The 21,025-nt window shown below is 41.6% G+C and carries 18 protein-coding genes; 7 read left to right on the top strand and 11 right to left on the bottom strand.

Features of this window, described 5'->3' with window-relative positions:
* Positions 1 to 82: 82 nt before the first annotated feature.
* Positions 83 to 343 (bottom strand): DUF3098 domain-containing protein, encoded by a 261-nt coding sequence (locus AC1DRQ_RS15565; protein WP_429399958.1) that lies wholly within the window; start codon positions 341 to 343, stop codon positions 83 to 85.
* 78 nt (positions 344 to 421) lie between these two features.
* Positions 422 to 1,300, bottom strand: coding sequence for a cell division protein FtsX (locus tag AC1DRQ_RS15560; protein ID WP_429399957.1), 879 nt, complete (start codon positions 1,298 to 1,300; stop codon positions 422 to 424).
* Positions 1,301 to 1,667: 367 nt separating this feature from the next.
* Between AC1DRQ_RS15560 and AC1DRQ_RS15555 the strand changes: the two genes are divergently transcribed.
* Complete coding sequence (locus AC1DRQ_RS15555) at positions 1,668 to 1,871, top strand: hypothetical protein (protein WP_477425588.1); 204 nt, start codon at positions 1,668 to 1,670, stop codon at positions 1,869 to 1,871.
* 107 nt (positions 1,872 to 1,978) lie between these two features.
* Here AC1DRQ_RS15555 and AC1DRQ_RS15550 read toward each other — a convergent pair whose 3' ends face one another.
* From AC1DRQ_RS15550 to AC1DRQ_RS15540, 3 genes are all read right to left on the bottom strand, one after another.
* Positions 1,979 to 3,778 carry an ABC transporter ATP-binding protein gene (locus AC1DRQ_RS15550; RefSeq protein ID WP_477425587.1) on the bottom strand — a complete coding sequence of 600 codons (1,800 nt, stop codon included), beginning with the start codon at positions 3,776 to 3,778 and terminating at the stop codon, positions 1,979 to 1,981.
* A 100-nt stretch (positions 3,779 to 3,878) separates the two neighbouring features.
* Positions 3,879 to 4,706, bottom strand: coding sequence for a tRNA pseudouridine(38-40) synthase TruA (truA, locus tag AC1DRQ_RS15545; RefSeq protein ID WP_477425586.1), 828 nt, complete (start codon positions 4,704 to 4,706; stop codon positions 3,879 to 3,881).
* Positions 4,707 to 4,939: 233 nt separating this feature from the next.
* Positions 4,940 to 5,470 carry a DUF892 family protein gene (locus AC1DRQ_RS15540; protein WP_477425585.1) on the bottom strand — a complete coding sequence of 177 codons (531 nt, stop codon included), beginning with the start codon at positions 5,468 to 5,470 and terminating at the stop codon, positions 4,940 to 4,942.
* Positions 5,471 to 5,615: 145 nt separating this feature from the next.
* Here AC1DRQ_RS15540 and AC1DRQ_RS15535 point away from each other — a divergent pair, with 145 nt between their 5' ends.
* The gene (locus AC1DRQ_RS15535) at positions 5,616 to 6,083 is read left to right on the top strand and encodes a DUF4293 domain-containing protein (protein ID WP_477425584.1); all 468 of its coding nucleotides are present in this window, start codon (positions 5,616 to 5,618) and stop codon (positions 6,081 to 6,083) included.
* Between the two features lie 638 nt (positions 6,084 to 6,721).
* Positions 6,722 to 8,566, top strand: a complete 1,845-nt coding sequence (locus AC1DRQ_RS15530; protein WP_477425583.1) for a DEAD/DEAH box helicase — start codon at positions 6,722 to 6,724, stop codon at positions 8,564 to 8,566.
* A gap of 176 nt (positions 8,567 to 8,742) precedes the next feature.
* Here AC1DRQ_RS15530 and AC1DRQ_RS15525 read toward each other — a convergent pair whose 3' ends face one another.
* Genes AC1DRQ_RS15525 through AC1DRQ_RS15515 form a run of 3 tightly spaced genes read right to left on the bottom strand, consistent with a single transcriptional unit; the run spans position 8,743 to position 10,467 of the window.
* Positions 8,743 to 9,069 carry a hypothetical protein gene (locus AC1DRQ_RS15525; protein ID WP_477425582.1) on the bottom strand — a complete coding sequence of 109 codons (327 nt, stop codon included), beginning with the start codon at positions 9,067 to 9,069 and terminating at the stop codon, positions 8,743 to 8,745.
* A 43-nt stretch (positions 9,070 to 9,112) separates the two neighbouring features.
* Positions 9,113 to 9,427, bottom strand: coding sequence for a hypothetical protein (locus AC1DRQ_RS15520; RefSeq protein WP_429399949.1), 315 nt, complete (start codon positions 9,425 to 9,427; stop codon positions 9,113 to 9,115).
* Between the two features lie 32 nt (positions 9,428 to 9,459).
* Entirely contained in the window at positions 9,460 to 10,467 is a 1,008-nt protein-coding gene (locus AC1DRQ_RS15515) for an NAD(P)H-dependent glycerol-3-phosphate dehydrogenase (RefSeq protein WP_477425581.1), read from the bottom strand.
* A gap of 148 nt (positions 10,468 to 10,615) precedes the next feature.
* Between AC1DRQ_RS15515 and AC1DRQ_RS15510 the strand changes: the two genes are divergently transcribed.
* From AC1DRQ_RS15510 to AC1DRQ_RS15500, 3 genes are all read left to right on the top strand, one after another.
* On the top strand, positions 10,616 to 11,809 hold the full coding sequence (locus AC1DRQ_RS15510) for a hypothetical protein (RefSeq protein WP_477425580.1): 1,194 nt from the start codon (positions 10,616 to 10,618) through the stop codon (positions 11,807 to 11,809).
* A gap of 58 nt (positions 11,810 to 11,867) precedes the next feature.
* The gene (locus AC1DRQ_RS15505) at positions 11,868 to 12,029 is read left to right on the top strand and encodes a FeoB-associated Cys-rich membrane protein (protein WP_477425579.1); all 162 of its coding nucleotides are present in this window, start codon (positions 11,868 to 11,870) and stop codon (positions 12,027 to 12,029) included.
* A gap of 66 nt (positions 12,030 to 12,095) precedes the next feature.
* Positions 12,096 to 15,479: a trifunctional glycoside hydrolase family 18/polysaccharide deacetylase/glycosyltransferase family 2 protein gene (locus AC1DRQ_RS15500; RefSeq protein ID WP_477425578.1), complete on the top strand. Its 3,384-nt coding sequence runs from the start codon at positions 12,096 to 12,098 to the stop codon at positions 15,477 to 15,479.
* A gap of 161 nt (positions 15,480 to 15,640) precedes the next feature.
* Here the strand turns inward: AC1DRQ_RS15500 and ispF are convergent, their stop codons facing one another.
* The gene (gene ispF, locus AC1DRQ_RS15495; RefSeq protein ID WP_477425577.1) at positions 15,641 to 16,123 is read right to left on the bottom strand and encodes a 2-C-methyl-D-erythritol 2,4-cyclodiphosphate synthase; all 483 of its coding nucleotides are present in this window, start codon (positions 16,121 to 16,123) and stop codon (positions 15,641 to 15,643) included.
* Positions 16,123 to 17,280: a type IX secretion system outer membrane channel protein PorV gene (gene porV, locus AC1DRQ_RS15490; RefSeq protein WP_429399943.1), complete on the bottom strand. Its 1,158-nt coding sequence runs from the start codon at positions 17,278 to 17,280 to the stop codon at positions 16,123 to 16,125. Before porV ends, ispF begins: the two co-directional genes overlap by 1 nt.
* A gap of 241 nt (positions 17,281 to 17,521) precedes the next feature.
* Here porV and AC1DRQ_RS15485 point away from each other — a divergent pair, with 241 nt between their 5' ends.
* Positions 17,522 to 19,180 carry an SUMF1/EgtB/PvdO family nonheme iron enzyme gene (locus AC1DRQ_RS15485; protein ID WP_429399942.1) on the top strand — a complete coding sequence of 553 codons (1,659 nt, stop codon included), beginning with the start codon at positions 17,522 to 17,524 and terminating at the stop codon, positions 19,178 to 19,180.
* A 423-nt stretch (positions 19,181 to 19,603) separates the two neighbouring features.
* Here the strand turns inward: AC1DRQ_RS15485 and AC1DRQ_RS15480 are convergent, their stop codons facing one another.
* The gene (locus AC1DRQ_RS15480; protein WP_477425576.1) at positions 19,604 to 21,010 is read right to left on the bottom strand and encodes a RagB/SusD family nutrient uptake outer membrane protein; all 1,407 of its coding nucleotides are present in this window, start codon (positions 21,008 to 21,010) and stop codon (positions 19,604 to 19,606) included.
* Between the last annotated feature and the right edge of the window lie 15 nt (positions 21,011 to 21,025).

Genomic DNA, 21,025 nt, shown 5'->3' with positions numbered 1-21,025 from the left:
AAGTTGATTGGGTTTGGATCAGCAGGTTGATTAGTCTTTTCAACTCAATCAACCACTCTTCCAATCAACTTAATCAACCAAATTACTTAACTTCCGGCTTCTTTAATATCGCGAAAAAGCCTAATGCAAATCCTGCTAATACAACAATAGGAGCTATAACAATTTTTGTAGTACTGTAAATATCAGTTGTACCTGCCATTAATACAAAACCAAAAGCCACCACAGCAACACTGATGATCAGCAACCTGTAATTACTTTTATCAAATATAAATTGTACAGGCTCGCTGCTGGTTGTTTTTGTTGTGGTTTTAGCCGTTGCGGCTGGTTTAATTTGCTGTGCCATATATTTTAATTATTGAATTATTGAGTTAGTGAATTAAGCTTCCTGTTAAAACCGTTCCGCTTTATCCCTTATCTCCAACTATCTATATAGATCGTATATTTTTAAACGTAAAAACTTGTTGACCGCCAAAAAGGTGCTAAAGGCCGAAATAAATATCCCAATGCCAATAACCGCTAAAAATACAATGCCAAACTCGGCATAGTTTTGCAATATTACCAGATCAGGCACTTGCCTGTAGCCCAGGTAAAGTGTACCAATTAATATAATAATGGCAATTAAGCCTCCTAAAAGTCCGTGCCATATGCCATAAAATAAAAATGGCTTGCGAATAAATCCTTTGGTGGCCCCTACCAACTGCATTGATTTGATCAGGAAACGCTGTGAGTAAATTGCCAGCCTGATGGTGTTATTAATTAACGCTACTGATAGTACAACAAATATGGCTGCGAACACTAAAATAATTAAACTGATAGAAGCCAAATTCTGGTTCATCTGATCAACCAGTGATTGCTGGTATTTCACTTCTTTAACCAATGGATTTTTTAACAGGTCGGCTTTAAATTTTTCAATGTCTTTATTGTTAGCATAGTCGGCCTTCAGGTAAACATCAAGCGATTGTGATAGCGGGTTATATCCTAAAAACTTCACAAAATCTTCGCCCAGGTCTTTTTGCAGGTTGCGTGCGGCAAGCTCTTTACTTACGTATTGGGTTTGCTTCACCATCATGTTAGCATCCAATTGTTTTTGCAATTGCAACACATCGGTTTCGTGCGCGGCATCATCAACAAAAATATTGAGCACTATATTTTCCTTTACATAGCGCGACAAGTTATTGGCATGTACCAATATGAGCCCTAAAAGCCCTATCATTACTAACACCATGGCAATACCAAATACGGTAGATACGTATATGGTTTTTGTTTTTTTTGCCGATGCGCTTGCTTCAAATTCTTCCATTCTATATAGATATGAGATGTGGGATTTGAGATATGAGATGATACTGCTCATACACAACCACTCATCCGGATTTGTGCGAAATTAAGAAACCCGCCTTAAAGGTAAAAGTTTATTAGTTATAAATATTGTTTAATAGCTTATTAGGCCGGTAGTTTTAACATTTATTAACTATTTGTCTGAACCGGGATTAAGCGGATTAAAGGATTAACCACGATTTTTCTCTTTATGCAAATCAAAATCCAATGAATCTGATAAATCCGCTTAATCCCGGTTCAGACAATAACCCCAAAATCCAATGAATCTGATGAATCCGCTTAATCCCGGTTCAGACAATAAACAAATCCCCGTATCCCTTTGTTAAATACACATGACAAAGCCAGCAAATTCACCCAACAAACCATCACCGTCAGATACACCAACCAAAAGGCCCCGGGATAACGGTGGTAAAAGTAAAATACGAAAAGAGGATAAACAATACCATGCCGATAACCCCCACGGCGGCGACATTGCCAAAAAACACGAAAAAGAAGAGCAGCCGGTTGAGTCGGTTAAAGATCCTCCAAAGGAGTGATGAGATGCGGGTTGCGAGGTTCGGGGATCGTGACTAAAAGTAGTAAGTTTTGTTATACACCATTATATAAAAAAACACGCAACAGGTAACCGGCAACTCGCAACCAACTATCGTGCTATCCCTGCTGAGTTAAATTGCAGATCATAGAGCTTGCGGTAATGACCATGCTCAATTTTCAGGAGCTCCTGGTGGGTACCACTCTCCATGATCTCGCCGTGATCAAGCACAATGATCCTGTCGGCGTTTTGTATTGTCGATAGGCGGTGAGCAATTACAATGGCTGTGCGGCCCTGCATCAGCTTATTAATAGCGTTCTGTATCAGAATCTCGGTTTCGGTATCTACAGATGAGGTGGCCTCGTCCAAAACTAAAATTGCCGGGTTATATACCAGGGCCCTGATAAATGAGATCAATTGCGATTGCCCAGCCGAAAGTGTTGCGCCCCTTTCCATCACATTATAATCATATCCGCCGGGCAGGCGTTCAATAAATTCGTGTGCGCCCACATCCTTAGCGGCAGCTATAATTTGCTCGCGTGTAATGGACTGGTTATTCAGGCTGATGTTATTGGCAATGGTATCAGTAAACAAAAATACGTCCTGAATAACGGTAGCAATCTGTGAGCGTAAAAACTCAACCTGGTATTCGCGTATATCATGACCGTCTACCTTAACATTGCCCTGACCAATTTCATAAAAGCGGTTCAGTATATTTATGGTTGATGATTTACCTGCACCGGTAGCGCCCACCAGAGCCAGTGTTTCGCCGGGTTTTACCCGGAAATTAATATTCTTTAAAACCCAGTTCTCGTCGTTATAAGCAAACCAAACTTTGTCAAACTCAATATCGCCCTGCAGCCTGCCGGTATTTATTGTACCGGTATCAGCGGCCACTTCGTCGGTATCCAATACTTTAAATATCCTGTCGGCACCCACCATACCCATTTGCAGAGTATTAAACTTATCGGCCAGTTGGCGTATCGGTCTGAAAAGCATGTTGAGCAATACAATAAAGCCTGTAATAACACCGGGGGTAATGCCACCCGGTCTTGCCGAAAGCGCGGCCAGCTGACTATCAGACAGCATCCGTTTACAGCCGTACCAAACCAGTAACCCCATACAAATGGCAAACAAAATTTCAACAACCGGAAAAAATATGGAGTAGTACCAGTTGGAGCGAATATTGGCATCTCTGTATTTTTGGTTAACCGCTTTAAACTTGCGCATTTCCTGGTCTTCGCGGGCAAATAACTGGATAATACTGATGCCCGAAATATGCTCGGCCAAAAAAGTATTTAAACGGGCCACCTGTGTGCGCACTTCCTGAAAGGATGATTTGATGGCCTCTTTAAACACATAGGTTGATGCGAACAGGAACGGCATGGGGATCAGGGTGATGAGGGCCAGTTTCCAATCCTGGTATAGCATGAAGCCAATTACCGCAAACACAAGCAGCATATCGCCCATAATGGAGATCAATCCTTCAGAAAATATATCGGCAATGGTTTCCAGGTCAGATACGGTACGGGTAATGAGCATCCCTATAGGTGTGCGGTCAAAATATTTGAGGCGCAAACTGGTGATATGATTAAAAATATCAATACGCAGATCGCGGATCACGGATTGACCCAGCGCATTGGTTAAATAGGTTTGATAATATTGCGCTACTGTTTGAATAATGAGCTGCCCTATCATGAGCGCCACCATAAAAACCAGGCCATCATAATTATCATTCAATATGTCAACATCCAACGTGTGCTGAATAAGGAATGGCTGCGCCAACGCGCTAACCGCCAAAAAAATGGTTAAAAATGCGGCTATTACAAATGTGCTGTTATACGGTTTTACATAATGCATCACCCGTTTTAACAGTTTCCAATCAAGCGCTTTTCCGGTTATTTCAGACATTTTGCCCCCCAACCCCCTAAAGGGGGAGTTTTTTGATTTGCTAATTTATCAACTAATTTATAAATCATTGTCTTATTTCCTTTACATTATCGTTCCCCCTTCAGGGGGTTAGGGGGCTGTACTTCACCTCTGTTAAATACAAACCACAGGCCGGTACACTCATGCCCGCGTTGGATCGGTTTTTACTTTCAATGATCTGGCGCACGGCTTCGGGCGGCATTTCATGTTTGCCAACCATCATCAGCGTACCTACAATGGCCCTTACCATATTACGCAGAAACCTGTCGGCCGAAATATGAAAAACCATGCCTTGTTCTGTTTTTACCCACTCAGCCCTGCTTATTTTGCAGTTATTGGTTTTAACCTGCGTGTTTGATTTACTGAAACAGCTAAAATCAGTATACTCCATGATCATCGCGGCAGCCTGGTTCATCAATTCCATATCTGGCACATCACGAACCTGCCAGGAGTACCCGCGTAAAAAAGGGTCTTTATTAAAATGGATATGGTACTGGTATGACCGCAGCGTGGCATCAAACCGCGCATGAGCATCCGCATGAACCGGAATAATATTTTTTATAGCGATATCGGAAGGGAGCAGGGCGTTGAGGCCGCGAACTTTTTGTCCATAGTCGATAGTTGATAGTCCCTGGTCAATGGTCAATGGTCCATAGTTGTCGCCTGCACTATGGTCTATGGTCAATGGACTATGGTCTACGTCCACATCAAAATGCGCGAAAAATTCCCGGGCGTGTACACCGGTATCTGTACGGCCGCAGCCAATGGTTTCAACTGGTTGGCGTAAAATAATGGCCAGGGCTTTATTCAATACCTCCTGTACGCTTACGGCATTTTGCTGTATCTGCCAGCCATGATAGCTGGTGCCATCATAAGCTAATTCAATAAAATAGCGTTTTTTATCCGTCACGCGGCAAAGTTAGCAATATGCCGGGTATGGGTGTTCATTATTTGGTCAAACTATAAATTCAGGTATGATGATTAAACTCACTCCGACATCGCTGGGCTTGTCGCCCCTCTCTTCAGCTTCGCTGGAAAGAGGGGGTAAAGAAAGTTTTTATGTATCGAATTTAAACCCCTCTTTCCGCCGCAGGCGAAGAGAGGGTGGTCGAGCGAAGCAAAGACCGGGTGAGTCGTCCCTTGTTACGGTGCTGGTTCGCTTATATATTCTTTATAAATAGATTCAAACATTACCCTGTCTTCAACCGCCTGTTTAAATGGTTTATCTAAAAAGGTATTGCTATAACCTATGGCCTTTGCCAGGTTTTTCAACACCTTAAAATAGGTAACCTCAATACCTTCAATTAACTGCAGATAAAAAACAATAAAAACATCGCGCTCCATGGGTGTTTTACCAGCCTTAATAGCCGAGATATAGGCTTCGAGCGTCATGGCTTTCATACCTAAAACACTAATTTTTGATTGGTCCTGGTTAATGGCATTAAATATACTATCCAAATGCTGCAATTGCTCCTGGGCATCATCGCTGCACTCCTGTATAGTTTTTTTTAAAAACTTAAGGGTTGCCAAACCTTGAATCTCTTCAAAAAAATGTATCAGGTGCTGTTTGCCGCAATAAATACTGTTCAAATGTTCCAGGAATATTTTTTTCAGGTGCGCGTCTTCAAACTTCACATCCTGCGGCGATAGGCTGTTAGCGGGGGGCTGGGTCATAACCAAGTTTATTAATTAGAAATTAATTATAAATTAATTATAAATATACAGCAATAATTATCATTCAAAGCAAATTCATTGCCCAATAAAAATGCCCCACGGCAATAATTAAAACAATTATATTTGCCACTATAATTTTAATATTATGCTGCAACGAATACAAAGCATTTACTTGCTATTTGCCAGCCTTGTGCTGTTTGCTCTTTTCTTTTTTCCATTAGCGCATAACGTTTATGTAGCCGATAAACCCGTAAGTATTATGGTTACAGGTATTTTTCAGGATGCTGACGGCGCACAAAAATATACCGAACACTTTACAGCCCTTACAGCGGTAACCGCCATTGTTGCCCTGATACCGTTGGTTATTATATTTTTATTTAAAAAACGTAAACAACAAATCGCGCTTTGCTACAGCGCCATACTGGTATTAATTGGCTATAGTTTTTGGATGGCCCAAACGGTTAAAAACGCAGTAGGCAGTGTTCAGCTTGATTCCCGAACCATGGGCATAGGCCTATTCCTTACTTCATTAAGCATTGTGCTCCTGATCCTGGCGGCAAAAAGTATCCAGCGCGATGAAAAGCTGATCAAATCGGCAGATAGATTGAGATAAAAAGCAGGCTTTTAAAGCTGATGGTATATTGCTGACGATTCCGGAAGAGGGCTGAGGAGACCTTTTCTTTGTTCCTTATCCAACTACCCTTATATCCATTTTTCAAAACCCCTCCGCAGCTGCTGTGTGTGCACAAGTTGATATGCTCCGTTAGGAGCTACCTGTTTGTAGTAAACAAATCAAAAAACGAGATTGCTCCGTAGGTGCAACCCCCAATTAGCAGGTAATCACATTTGTTATTTTAAGGGTAGCCCCTACGAGGCAAAGGCATAAAATATTTAAGTGCTACAAACGGGTAGCTCCTAACGGAGCACATTATCCTGTTGACTGTTTTCGAGGGATGTACACATGGTAGTATCCGCCAAAACCGAAGAGAGGGCGCCAGGCGTGGCAACGGGTATGCGAATCTATGCCGCACCCGCCGTTTTACCTAACAAGCAACCGCTCTATTAATGGCATGTTGCTGATAGCAAGCCTGTTTTGAACAACAAAAGATATCAATACCATAAAAAACACAAGTTTTTTAACCCATAAAATTCCATAATTACAATAAGCAATATACCCTATTGGAATTTAAAATTAAAGTAGCTATCTTTGCGCCCGATTTGGCGATGTTGCCAAATTCGTTATTTTAATTCATGAACCCATTTATTGAACTGGGAATCCGTCATGATATTGTTAATGCCATCTCTGAGTTAGGGTTTGAAAACCCAACGCCAATCCAGGAACAGTCAATTCCGGTATTGTTAACAGGCAGCAACGATTTTGTCGGATTAGCCCAAACCGGGACCGGTAAGACTGCTGCCTTTGGCCTACCATTATTAGAGCTGTTGGATTTCGAAGAAAATCATCCACAGGCACTTGTTTTATGCCCAACACGTGAGCTTTGCTTACAGATTACAAACGACATTAAAAATTACGCCAAAAAAATGGGCAACGTTAACGTTGTTGCCGTTTATGGTGGTGCAAGTATTATGGATCAGTTACGCCAGATAAAACGCGGTGTACAGATCGTTGTGGCCACACCAGGCCGTATGCTTGATATCATCAACCGCAAGGCGATAGATTTTTCGAAGGTGAAGTACGTAGTATTGGATGAAGCTGATGAAATGCTCAACATGGGCTTTCAGGAAGATATTGACAGTATCCTATCTACCACACCCGATGAGAAAAAAACCTGGTTGTTCTCGGCCACCATGCCTACTGAAGTTCGCCGTATAGCGAAAAAGTACATGAATGAGCCGTTTGAGCTTACCATGGGAACAAAAAACACCGGTAATGCCAACATTGAGCACGAATACTATATAGTACGTGCCCGTGATAAGTATGCCGCATTTAAACGCATTGTTGATTTTAACCCTGATATTTTTGGTATCGTATTTTGCCGTACTAAAATTGAAACCCAGGATATTGCAGAGGCACTGATCAAAGACGGTTACAATGCCGATTCTTTACATGGTGACCTGTCACAACAACAACGCGATAAGGTAATGAAACGTTACCGTGAGCGCAACCTGCAATTATTAATTGCTACTGATGTTGCCGCACGTGGTATTGATGTTAATGATGTTACACACGTTATTAACTACTCGTTACCTGATGAGGTTGAGAACTACACTCACCGTAGCGGCCGTACAGCCCGTGCCGGTAAAACTGGTGTATCTATCTCTATCATCAACGCTAAAGAATTAGGGAAAATACGCCAGATAGAACGTGGCTTAGGCAAGCGTTTTGTTAAAGCCGAAATACCAACAGGGTTTGATGTTTGCGAAAAACAATTATTCTCTATTGTTCATAAAGTACATAATGTACAGGTGAATGAAGAGCAAATTGAGCAATACCTGCCCCGTATAATGGAAGAGTTTAAGGATATGACCAAGGAAGATTTCATTAAGCGTTTTGCTTCAATTGAATTTAACCGTTTCCTTGATTATTACAAAAACGCTCCTGACTTGAACGCGAGTATCGATGATAGCCGTCGTGAAAGATCTGATGACCGTCATGAACGTGGCGCATCAAGCGGACCATCAGCTTATACCCGTTTATTTATAAACCTGGGTTCTGTTGATGAATTTAACCGCGGCGATCTGTTGGGTTACATTTGCAACACTACCAAAATAAGCGGTCGTACCGTTGGTAAAATAGATGTTAAGGGTGTTTATTCATTTTTCGAAGTTCCAAATGAGGAAGTAGAAAAAGTAATGACCAACTTTAAAGAAATTGAATTTAAAGGTCGCCCTGTAAGGATAGAAGTATCTGGCGAAGGTACCAGCGATAACCGTGGTGGCGGCGAACGTCGTGAAGGCGGTTACCGTGGTGGCGAACGTCGCGAAGGTGGCGGTGGTTACCGTGGTGGCGAACGTCGTGAAGGCGGAGGATATCGAGGTGGCGAAAGAAGCAATGCTGCCGGTGGCGGTGGTGGTTTCCGTGATTTTTCTGGCAAACGCCGTGAAGATCGCCCAGAACGTCGCAAAAGATTCTAATATAAAAAGTCTTGAGTCTCCAGTCCAAAGTCATAAAAAACTTTTGACTGGAGACTAAGAACTTAAGACTTTAAAAGATAGTTTTCATGAAGCTTCCGTGGTAAGAAGCATTAGTTTTAGTTTAGTTTTGTTAACAAAGCCTTCAACTGCCGCCAGCAGCCTGAAGGTTTTTGTTTTTAACGCGAAAATTCAACAAGATCTGAGTCGGGGTAAAAGAGCGTAAGCCTATGGTCGTCCAGATCTTTGATCAGGAATTTTGTAAACGGCCTGCTACCCTGGTATGATGTAAAAATGGTATCGTTATTTACAAAATAATCCTCGGTAAGCGGTTTGCCATCATCCATGGTGAAACCTTTATCAGTTATTTCAAGCTTGGTATTACCATCCTTTGATTGCCATTTACCAACCAGTTTTTTATTAACCTGGTGCTCCGGTTCTGTATTACATGCAAAGGCCAGTAATACCAATGCAACTATCGGGACTATTAAAGCGTTTTTTTTCATAATGCATTTTTTACGCCCGTAGCCGGCGCCATTGAATTAACTATTATTGTTTGGCGGGTTTATCTATCAAATTCGCTTTTTTAACATATACCCTGTTGCCCTTTTTGTTGATGTAATAATAATAAGAATTCTTATCAATATAAATGGTTTGACCGCCCGGGCCAACTTTACCTGCATATTTTTTATCAACTACACCTGATGCGCCTTTGGCTGCTATCTCTGATGTTTTATGGCCTACCTTTTTTGCGGTGTTACCTATTTTATGACCCAGGGTTGAATCCTTGTGTGTTTGTGCAAAGCTTGGCGATATTATAAATGTACCGGCTGCAAGCATGGCAATTTTGAATAAATTTTTCATAAGAGGCTGTAATTAAGTTTATTTTTCAATAATCAGCTCAATTTTTCTGCCAAATTCTTCATTTCAAATGCCGGTGAGCTTTTCTGGTACAAAATAGCATAAACAGCATCGCAAATAGGCATGTTCACGTTGTACTTTTTATTCACCTGATGTAGGCAATTTACTGCATAGTATCCTTCGGCTATCATATTCATTTCCAGTTGGGCCGATGTTACCGTGTAGCCCTTACCTATCATGTTGCCAAACGTACGGTTACGGCTAAATTGCGAGTAAGCAGTAACCAGCAGGTCGCCAAGGTAAGCCGATTCCTTAATGTCCCTGTTTATCGGGTGAACAACATCAACAAATCTTTCCAGCTCACGTATAGCATTTGATATCAGTACCGCCTGAAAATTATCGCCATAACCAACACCATGACAAATACCACTGGCAATGGCGTATACATTTTTTAAAACCGCGCCATACTCGGTACCGTAAATATCATCAGATACAATGGTTTTAATATAGCGGGTGTTAATCATTCCCGCAAACTCGGCAGCCAGTGCCGTATCGCGCGAGGCAATGGTAAGGTACGATAGTTTTTCGAGCGCCACCTCTTCGGCATGGCATGGCCCGCTGATCACCATAAAATCATCAAACGAAACGCCCATTTTTTGGTTTAAAAATTCGCCTATAATTAAGTTTTCGTCAGGTACTATTCCTTTAATAGCCGATACCACTTTTTTACCAGCAAGGTCGGCAGGGGTTATACTTGCTAAGGCTTCCTTTAAAAATGCAGCGGGTACATTAAGCAATATAATATCGGCAAGCTGTATAAGTTCCTTTAAATTGCCCGAGATATTTTGCGGGGGTAGTTTTATTTCAACAGAGCTTAAGTAATTAGGGTTATGCCCAAATTTATGCAGGTGTTCAACCGTCTGCGCATTCCTCATCCACCAAAAAATTTCCTTTTCTGTAGTGTTATCAGCCAGCATTTTAATATTGGCTGTAGCCCAGCTCCCTCCGCCAACAACTGTGATCTTATTCTTTTGCTTATACATCAACAAATAAAAATGGTACTGCCAGGTTTTAATTGACAAAGCAAATTAATGAAATATTATGCAGATTTTTTGGAGGAAGGACAGATGGATAAAAGACAAAGGATAAAATTAAACCAAATTGGTTAAGTTTGTTTAACACCTGTTGCCAATGAACCCATCAGCCAGAAAAACATTCAACCAAAATTTTACCATCCAAAAGTATCAGGCTTTTTTAAACCGGCTTAATGATGGTTTGCACAGCCCCGTACAATTTCGCGTGGCCGAAACGCCGGTTTTTTTGACCGCCGACTTTAGGGATAAACTGATAACCGCCGGCGACAATATTATTGATACCATTTTACAACCCGGCTTTAAAGAGCTAACGGAACGCGCAATCCCTGATAAGTGGCGGGTAGCTAATGAGAACGATCATCCGCATTTTATTGCTTTGGATTTTGGGATCTGCAAAGATACCGATGGGCAGATAGTCCCCAAACTGATCGAGCTGCAGGGCTTTCCTTCATTATATGGTTTCCAGGTTCATTTGGGCGATACCTACCAGGAAATTTTTGATATCGATACCGATAAATCCATCTATTTTAATGGGCTTGACAGGAATTCGTATCTTGATCTGCTTAAAAAAACCATCCTTGGCCCGTATCAGCCTGATGAGGTAGTATTGATGGATGTAAACGCCCCCGAACAAAAAACAGCAGTTGATTTTTATATTACCCAGCAATACCTGGGCATACCTGTTGTTTCACTAAGCGATCTGCAGCAGGAAGGCAAACAGCTTTTTTATGAGGCCAATGGCGAAAAAAAACGCATCCGGCGCATTTACAACAGACTGATATTTGACGAGATTGATGGCGACGACACCATTTTTGATCAGGTGGTTGATATACGCCAGCAGCTTGACGTAGAGTGGATAACCCACCCTAACTGGTTTTACCGCATCAGCAAATTTACCATGCCCTATTTAAGCGGCAATTACATACCTAAAACACAATTTTTGCACCTATTAAAACAAATACCTGCCGATCTGGAAAACTATGTGCTTAAACCTTTGTTCTCATTTGCAGGGCAGGGCGTGATCATTGATGTTACCGAAAATGACATTAAGAACATTCAGGATCCTGAAAACTGGATATTACAACAAAAGGTAAATTACGAACCAGTGATACAGGCTCCGGATGGTGGTGTAAAAGCCGAGATACGCCTGTTGTATTTATGGCCCGATGGCGATACAAAGCCTACATTGGCCATTAACCTGGCCAGGCTTAGCCGCGGTAAAATGATAGGGGTGCGATATAATAAAGATTTTGATTGGGTAGGCGGAACAATTGCCTTTATACCGCGTTAAACTTTATACTATTAAATGCGTCTGTACGTATATATTAAAAATGTAGTATTTTTGCAACATGAATATCCAGGCCATAATTGTAATAATTCTTTTTGCTGTTGCAATTTTTTACATCGGTCGAATGATGTATAAAACCATAACTGCAAAAAAGGGATGCGGCGGTAATTGTAAATGCGGTGTTGATTTTTCTGGTATCGAAACGGGGAAAGCACATAAATAACCTGCATTACCATTCATTAAATCTTCATCTGTAATTAATACTTTTAAATAAAAGTAAAATCACTTAATGTCTTCAAACAAGCAAGTTTTTCAGGCCGACTCACCGGGTAGATGGAATAAATTCAAGTGGCTAAGCCGCGTACTTCTTGCAGTACTTGTTATTGGAATAATAGCCGTAATAGTTACTGTTAAATCAACTTATTACCCTGATCTGCCAAATCTGAATCCGGCTCCCAAAAAAATGTCGAAAGAAGAGCTTGACCAGTTAAAAAAATCAACCAGGTTCAAGTACTTCAATATACAAAAGTCTGAGATAGAGGCGATGGAGCGTGCAAGGAGCTTGCACCAGCAAAAACACCCCAACAATAAAGATCGTATAAACGCCGCGTTTTACCGTGCCTGGGAGCCACAGGCCTATAATTCATTGGTTACCAATTTATCCCGACTGGATATGGTAGTAAGTGAGGGTTTTTCAATCACACCCGGAGTTGATACCGTTGTTACCAAAATAGATACCGGCCTTATCAATCTTAATAAAAAACTCAACAAGCCTGTATTAATCACGCTCTCCAACTATGTTAATTATAACAATACAAGTGGTGGTTACGATACTAAGGACGTTGAGCGTATTATTAAAAACAAAAGGCTTCGCGCAAACTTTATTAACAGCATTGTAAATGCACTCAACAAATATAAATTTAAAGGCATAAATGTTGATTTTGACGATGTTAAAGACAGGAACGGCAAAAACTATATGACATTTTTGCAGGAGCTTTACACCGTTCTGCATGAGAAAAACTTTTTGGTAACCCAAAACGTGGTACCCGAAGACGAAGCTTATGATCTTGTTAAGCTGCAGCATTTTAATGATTTTCTGTTTGTTATGGCCATTGATGAGCATAACGAATCAAGCAATGCCGGTGATCTTTCTAACCAGCACTGGGTTGAACAGATACTGGACGATGTGTGCACCAAAGTACCAAGCGAGAAGATCATCTTAACTTTTGCAGGCGGCGCTTATGACTGGCCCGAAAACAGCGTAGGTAAATCGATAGGCTACCAACAGGCCATCAGCACGGCGCAGGAGAAAAAAAGCAAAATTGTATTTGATCCGATGTCGGCTAATTTGCATTTCAAATATCTCGATCAGGATAGCCTGCAGCATTCCATTTACTTTACCGATGCCGCTACCAATTTTAACGTGATCCGCATGGCCGACGATTGGGCAACGGGTGGAGTGGCACTATGGCGCCTGGGTGCCGAGGATCCGCGTTTGTGGTCATATTTCCAAAAAAATCTGTCTATCGACTCTTTGAGGAAAACCGGTGTCGATATCAAAAAATTAACTACCGTAGGTTTAAATAACCGTGTAAATGTTGATTATGATGGCGATGGTGAAGTGCTTGACCTGATCACCACCCCTACAACAGGCGAAATAAACGTAAAACTGGATACCAGCAATTTTACCATAACCGACCAGCAATATATTAAACTGCCCACAAAATATGTGATACGCCGCTATGGGTATGCACCTAAAAAGCTGGTTTTAACTTTTGATGATGGCCCTGATCCAGACTTTACCCCACGTATTTTAGATATATTAAAAAAAGAAAACGTACCGGCAGCCTTTTTCGTGGTAGGCTCCATGGCCGAAAAGAACATGCAGATAGTGCGCCGGATATATGAAGAAGGTTATGAAATTGGTAACCATACCTTTTTCCATCCGGATATTTCAACCATAAGCCTTGACCGTGTTGTACTGGAGCTTAATGCCACGCGCAAGCTCATTGAATCGATAACCGGGCGCAGCACCATATTGTTCAGACCACCGTTTAATGCTGATGCCGAGCCCCAAACGCTTGCAGAGGTTATACCGGTTGCTGAAAGCCGCAGGCAAAGCTATATCACCATTGGCGAATCAATTGACCCCTGGGACTGGCAGCCCGGTGTAACGGCTGATAGTATTATAGCACGCACCATCAGGCAAAAGGATAATGGTTCCATGATATTACTGCATGATGCCGGCGGTGATACCCGCGAAGAAACGGTAAAGGCTCTGCCCGCAATTATACATTACTTTAAATCGCACGGTTACAAGTTTACAACCATTGCCGATGTGCTGGGCAAAACCAAGGCCGATTTGATGCCGCCAATAAAGAACGACCCCAACAGCGGCATATTAGGGCCTATGTATGATGTATTTGTACATGGCTATTTTTATATTAACTGGATATTGATCTACGTATTTTTATCGGCTATTTTCCTGGCCATTGGCCGTATTGTTTTAATTGGCATACTGGCAGTAAGGCAGCATGGCGAAAATAAAAAGATGATAAAATTACGGGGCAACGATATTCCGTTGCCTCCGGTAAGTATCATTGTACCTGCCTATAACGAAGAGGTGAACGCTGTTGCAACCATACAAAGTTTATTAAAAACCGAATACCCATCCTTCGAGATCATTTTTGTTGATGATGGATCAAAAGATAAAACATTTGAAGTGGTTACCGCTGCTTATGCCGGTAATCCGTTGGTTAAAATATTAACCAAACCCAATGGCGGTAAGGCATCGGCCCTTAACTTTGGCATTACCCATGCCCAAAGCGATTTTGTGGTTTGTATTGATGCCGATACACAGCTAAAAACAGATGCTATTTATCACTTAATGACCTATTTTACTGATGATGAAATTGGCGCAGTGGCAGGTACGGTAAAAGTAGGTAACGAAACCAATATCATTACGCGCTGGCAGTCAATTGAGTATATTACGGCTCAAAATATGGACCGCCGCGCCTTTGACCTTATCAACAGCATTACCGTGGTGCCAGGCGCGATAGGCGCGTTCAGGAAATCGGCAATTTTTAAAGCCGGGGGCTTTACCTATGATACCCTTGCCGAAGATTGCGACCTTACCATGCGCATATTAAAACAGGGTTATATCATTAAGAACTGTGCCGAAGCCATAGCTTATACCGAGGCCCCTGAAACCGTTAATATGCTATTGAAACAACGTTTTCGCTGGAGTTTTGGCGTAATACAAAGTTTCTGGAAAAATCGCGACGCGCTGTTCAATAAAAAATATAAGTTTTTTGGGATGGTGGGCATGCCAAATATCCTCATATTCCAGATCATATTACCCCTGTTTTCGCCGCTGGCCGATCTGATGATGATATTTGCCCTGTTTGGTGCCAAGCCCGAAAAAATGCTATTTTATTATTTAGCCTTTGTTCTGATTGATTTCATCGTGGGCATCATTGCCTTCAAGATGGAAAAAGAGAATTATAAGAAGCTTATCTACATTATACCGCAGCGTTTCATGTGGCGCCAGCTTATGTATTATGTACTGTTTAAATCGATCAGGAAAGCATTAAAAGGCGAGCTAAGCGGTTGGGGCGTATTAAAACGTACCGGAAACGTTAAGGTTGAAAAAGAGAAGGAAAGTCAGGTGTAAGGTTAATAATATAATATTCTTACAAAAGCATCACGTCATTGCGAGGAACGAAGCAATCTCTATGCTATACAGAGTCCCTCTGCTTATCGGGGATTGCTTCGTTCCTCGCAATGACGCTATTTTTTAGCTTTAAAAATTGGGAAGCGGCAGGCAATTTAAAATCAATCCCTTTCAATCAAACAAACCGCATAAGCAACTACACCTTCTTCCCGGCCAATAAAACCTAATTGTTCGTTAGTAGTAGCTTTGATGGATATATCATCCTCGCTTATGGAGGCGGCGGAGGCAATGTGTGTTTTCATAGCCGGTATATGCGGGTTTATCTTTGGTGCTTCCAGGCATACCATGGCATCAATATTGCCTATGCTAAACCCCTTTTCTTTTATAAGCTCTACCACATGCTGCAGTAACACCAGGCTGCTTACGCCTTTCCACCTGTTATCGGTGTTTGAAAAATGAAAGCCTATATCGCGTAAATTGGCGGCACCCAGCAAGGCATCGCAAATGGCATGTAGTAATACATCGGCATCAGAGTGTCCGAAGGCTCCTGAATGGTGCTCTAAATTTACGCCGCCTAAAACAAATGGATGCTGCTCTTTTAACTGATGTACATCAAACCCAAAACCTACCTTTATTTTACCCATTACCGTTTACTCACATTTGTTGTACCGCCAAAGTTTGCCGACAAGGTAAAGCGCAGCGTATTGGCCAAAGGGCTGTTTTGCTGGCTGGCAGCCAGATACGAAAAATCAAAATTAAAAATATCATACTTCATACCTACACCCAGGGTTAGGTAATGCCTGTCGCCTTTTGAGGGGTTTTCATAAAAATACCCAGCCCTAAAGGCAAACTGCTGATTATACCAGTACTCTATACCTGGCGAAAGGCTTATTTCCTTAAGCTCTTCGCTAAATCCGCCCCTGGCATCGGTAAAAGATCTGAAAATACCTGATGGCACCGAAATATCACTTATAACGCCTGTTGAATCGCGCCCGGTGGGTACCAATAGCTTATTCAGATCAAGGGTAACAGTAAGCTGGTTGGTTTCATCAAGGTTCCAGGTGTTGGCGGCACCAATCTTTAAATTGGCCGGTAAAAAATAACCGGGCTCTACATCGCTATAGCTTATTTTTGTACCAATGTTTGATACGTGCACACCAAAGGCAAAAAGGTTATCAATGCCGTAAGGCTTTTTATAGTATAAAGAAACATCGGCAGCAACAGCGTTACCGGCTTTGCTAACCTGACCAGATCCCTGCGAATAGGAGATGCTTGATATATTTGAATGTATATAGCGCAGCGTTAAGCCCAATGATAGGTTTTCGCCAAATTTACGCGCAAAAGAACCATCCAGTGAAAATTCGTTAGGTGTATATGTACCAAGATTATTGGATAGATCATCAGTTAATTGTACGGAGCCGTAATTAAAGTAACGCAGGGATGCACCTAAAGTATTACGATCATTTAATTTATGTGCATAACTCAGGTATGACAGGCTGATATCGGGTACCAGATGCCTTAACCATGGACTGTATGATACTGACAAGGCATCATTACTTTCTAAAAAAGCCAGTTTTGAGGGGTTCCAGTAGTTAGCATTAACATCAGGGGATGTAGCTACGCCGGCTTCACCCATGCCACCCGCGCGCGAGTCAGGAGCGATGTTCAGAAATTGTACCTGTACCGGTATTGCATTAATATTACTTCCATTTGGGTTTGTGCCAGAGGTTTGTGCAATGCCTGCAAACGGCAATAAAAACAGCACGGAATAAACAATACAGCGAAAGGTAAAAAAGTTCATTGGGTGCAATTTAACTTTAATAATTCAATTGATATATAGATACACTCAAAATTCACTTTGGATTTTTCAAGGAACTGTTTGAAGAGTTGCTCAATCAAAAAAGCAATCCAATGCAACTAATTTCATCATTTTTTCGTTCAAATGCGAGATAATAGTTTGATTTATTTTTAATAATGGTTAATGAATATTAGCATTATAGCCATTTTTTTCTAAATTTACCTCTAAATATAACTGTAAAAATATGAAAATACTTTTTACTAAAACTGCTTTAGTGATGTTGGCTGTAGGCGCCGTGATGAGCAGCTGCAGTAAACACGAACAGTCGCAAAAAACCGGAATCACATATAACGACAAAACCAATGGTGGTTATGTGCGCTTCAGACAAACCCACCCAGCTCCGGGACCGGGTTTGGTGCCTATTGAGGGCGGTACTTTTGTAATGGGAGGTAGTGCAGACCAGGATGTTACTTATGATTATAATAATGTACGCCGCCGGGTAACCGTTCCTTCATTTTATATGGATGAAACCGAGGTATCAAACCAGGATTGGCTTGATTACCTGCACTGGACCGCCATCACCTTCCCTCAGGATCGTGAATTATATTATGATGCGTTACCCGATACCCTCGTATGGCGTAAAGCGCTATCATACAATGAGCCCTATGTTGATAATTACCTGCGCCACCCTGCATTCCAGGATTATCCTGTTGTAGGTATAACCTGGGACCAGGCCCAGGATTACTGCCAATGGCGCACCGATCGTACCAATGAGAATATTTTACGTGAGTCGGGCAGAATGGTATCCTGGAAAGACTTAAATGGTGGCGGCAAAAAAGGCGCAGCTGCGGCGGCTCCGGCAACTGCTTCGGCACAACCATTTAATACCGACATTTACCTTAACGGCCAAATGAAAGGTGCCGGAATTGACGGCAAAAAGATGATGCCTGATCTAAGTCCTAATGCACAGCCTGGTACCGGTAAAGGCGGTAAGCCTGTAAGACCTGTACGCATGGAAGATGGTATATTAAAACAAGGTTATCGCCTGCCCTCTGAAGCCGAGTGGGAATACGCAGCTTTGGCTTTGGCCGGTAATACCCAGTTTGAAAATATTGACGATGGTAAATTGTATCCATGGAATGGCTTAGGCGTACGTTCGGCCAAAAGCAAAACCCGTGGTTTAATCATGGCTAACTTTAAACGTGGTAATGGTGATAATGCCGGTGTGGGTGGATACCTGAATGATAAGGCCGATATTACCGCTCCGGTAAGGTCATACGCGCCAAATGATTTTGGTTTATATAATATGGCAGGTAACGTGAATGAATGGGTAGCCGATACCTATCGCCAAACCTCATTTGAGGAGTTTGATGATTTTAACCCTTTTCGTGGTAATGAATATACCAACAAACGTTTAGCCGATCCTACAAAGGGACTTTACGCCAAGGATAAATATGGCCGCCCCATTAAGGATCCTGCAAAATCAAACAAAAAATTAAAATACAGTGAACTTTTAGCCTTACAAGGGCAAAGCGCCGACTCGGTTGCTGCAGCCGCTCCTGCTAACGGTAATGCGGCGGTTAATCCGAATAATCCGCTCTCGGCTAAAAACTCCGGAAAAGCTTTTAACGCCGATATGAGGGGCGAAAAAGATACCGTTAACATGGCACTATATGGCACCACCACTTTGGTTAACAACCATTCAAAAGTTTACAAAGGTGGTTCATGGAATGATATGGCTTATTGGTTAAACCCATCAACCCGCCGCTTTATGGACCAGGATGAGGCAAGCGCCGAAGTGGGTTTCCGCTGCGCGATGACGTTGGTTGGCGCACCAGAAATTTACCCTACAGGCAAGCCGCATTATAGTATTAAAAAAGCCAGGGCTTATAAATCAAAATAAAAACTCTCTTATTTATATAAAAAAGCCGTTCAGAAGTTGAACGGCTTTTTTTGTTTTTAACCGGTACTAAGCGAAGTATATTTAATGGCTCATACTACTAACCATTAGATCCTTCGTTATTACCCACTACGTGTTTCAATTGTCGCAGTTAACAAATATATCATTGCTAACGAAGCAATCTTATCATGCAGCTTACACAAGCAAAGTCGTTACTTGTCCTATGAGATTATTAATGTTGTGTTTGTTTTTATTTTATTAATGAGCTCCCTATGGTCGGTTGCCACGCTGTGCTCACAATGACACTTTATAACAAAATCACGGCACCCAAAACCACACACAATTTGAGCAGCATTTAAGAACTTCAGATAAATAAAAGCCCCGGCACCATTACTGGTGCCGGGGCTTAACTTATGATGGGTTTAATTAATAACCATCGTTTTGTTTTAGATTTTTATTGGCGTTTGTTTCTGTTTGCGGAATAGGAAATACCACGTTTGTAGCATCAAACTCTGATGGGCCAACCTTTTGTTTTAAACGTTTGGCGTCATGAAAAAAGAAGCCCCCTTCAAATGCAAGCTCTAATACCCTTTGCTTCAGCACTTCGGCAATGTTAGCTGCTATTACTTTCGTAGGATCCGGGTTAACTGGTGGTACGTAGTTGGCAATACCAGCGCGTTTTCTGATCACGTTAATATCTGCAATCGGTTGGGCTCCCGTGCTTGTCCCCAAACGCAGGTTGGCTTCCGCACGAATTAAATATAATTCAGCAAGGCGTATTATGCGTACATTGCCATATAAATTATCAAATTTATCGCACCTTAAGTTACCATCGGAGTCTTCATTGTATATATCTAAACGAGTGTCGCCATTGCTAAACTGATTTAAAAAACTTTCTTTTATCGTTATATCACCCCTCCCGCCAAATTCAGACGATGCATAAAAGGTGTTCAACTCGTTAGAAACCCCTGTTCCTAACTGGCTGGTTAACTGAATAGCAAAAATATCCTCGGTTGTATTATCTACGTGTACCGCCGATTGATTTGGAAAAGGAAATTCGTCTGTATAAACCGCCACTAATGAATACGCGTTGGAGCTAATAACCTTTGTTGCCTCGGTAGCAGCCTTTACATACTCACCTTGCTGCAGGTAAAGCCTTGCCAGTATAGCCGAAGCGGCATAGCTGTTTGCGAAAAAGGTAACACCTTTACCTAATTTAGTTTCAGCATCGGTAAGGTCAGCTATAGCCTGTTGATAAACCTGGCTTACAGTTGATCTGGAAGGATACGATGATGAATTGATAACGGATGTAGGTGTTAACACAATAGGAACACCTAAATTAACAGTTGGGTTACCATCATTCCATGATTTTCCAAATAACCTTACCATTTCAAAGTAAACAAGCCCTCTTAAAAACTTGGCCTGTCCTTCGGTCGAGTTTTTATCACCGGCAGCAACCTTATCTAAATTGGCCAAAACATTATTAGTTTGGTTAATAACGCGGTAACCATCAAGCCATATGGAGTTAACAAAAGTATTATCAATAGGGATTTCCTGACTTACCATTTGAGTTAAACCCTGAAAAGTACCAGACCAATCAACAACAGATTGTGTAGCCATCAGGTCAGGCTCCAGAAACACTCTGCCACCATACAAGTCACTAAGGCTCATTCGGTTATAGGCACCTATAAGCGTGCTTTGTACATCTGTAGCTGTAAGTATTGCCTTATCGGCCTCTATTTGATTGGATGGATTAAGGTTTAATTGCTTATTACAGGCACCTAATAAAAGTATGGTACCAAAAGCTGTTATATATATTTTAATTTTTTTCATCTCTGTAAATATTAA

It is taken from the genome of Mucilaginibacter sp. P4_E8, from assembly GCF_056401495.1.
The sequence above is the reverse complement of the archived record's forward strand: the minus strand, read 5'-3'. Positions and strand labels throughout refer to the sequence as shown.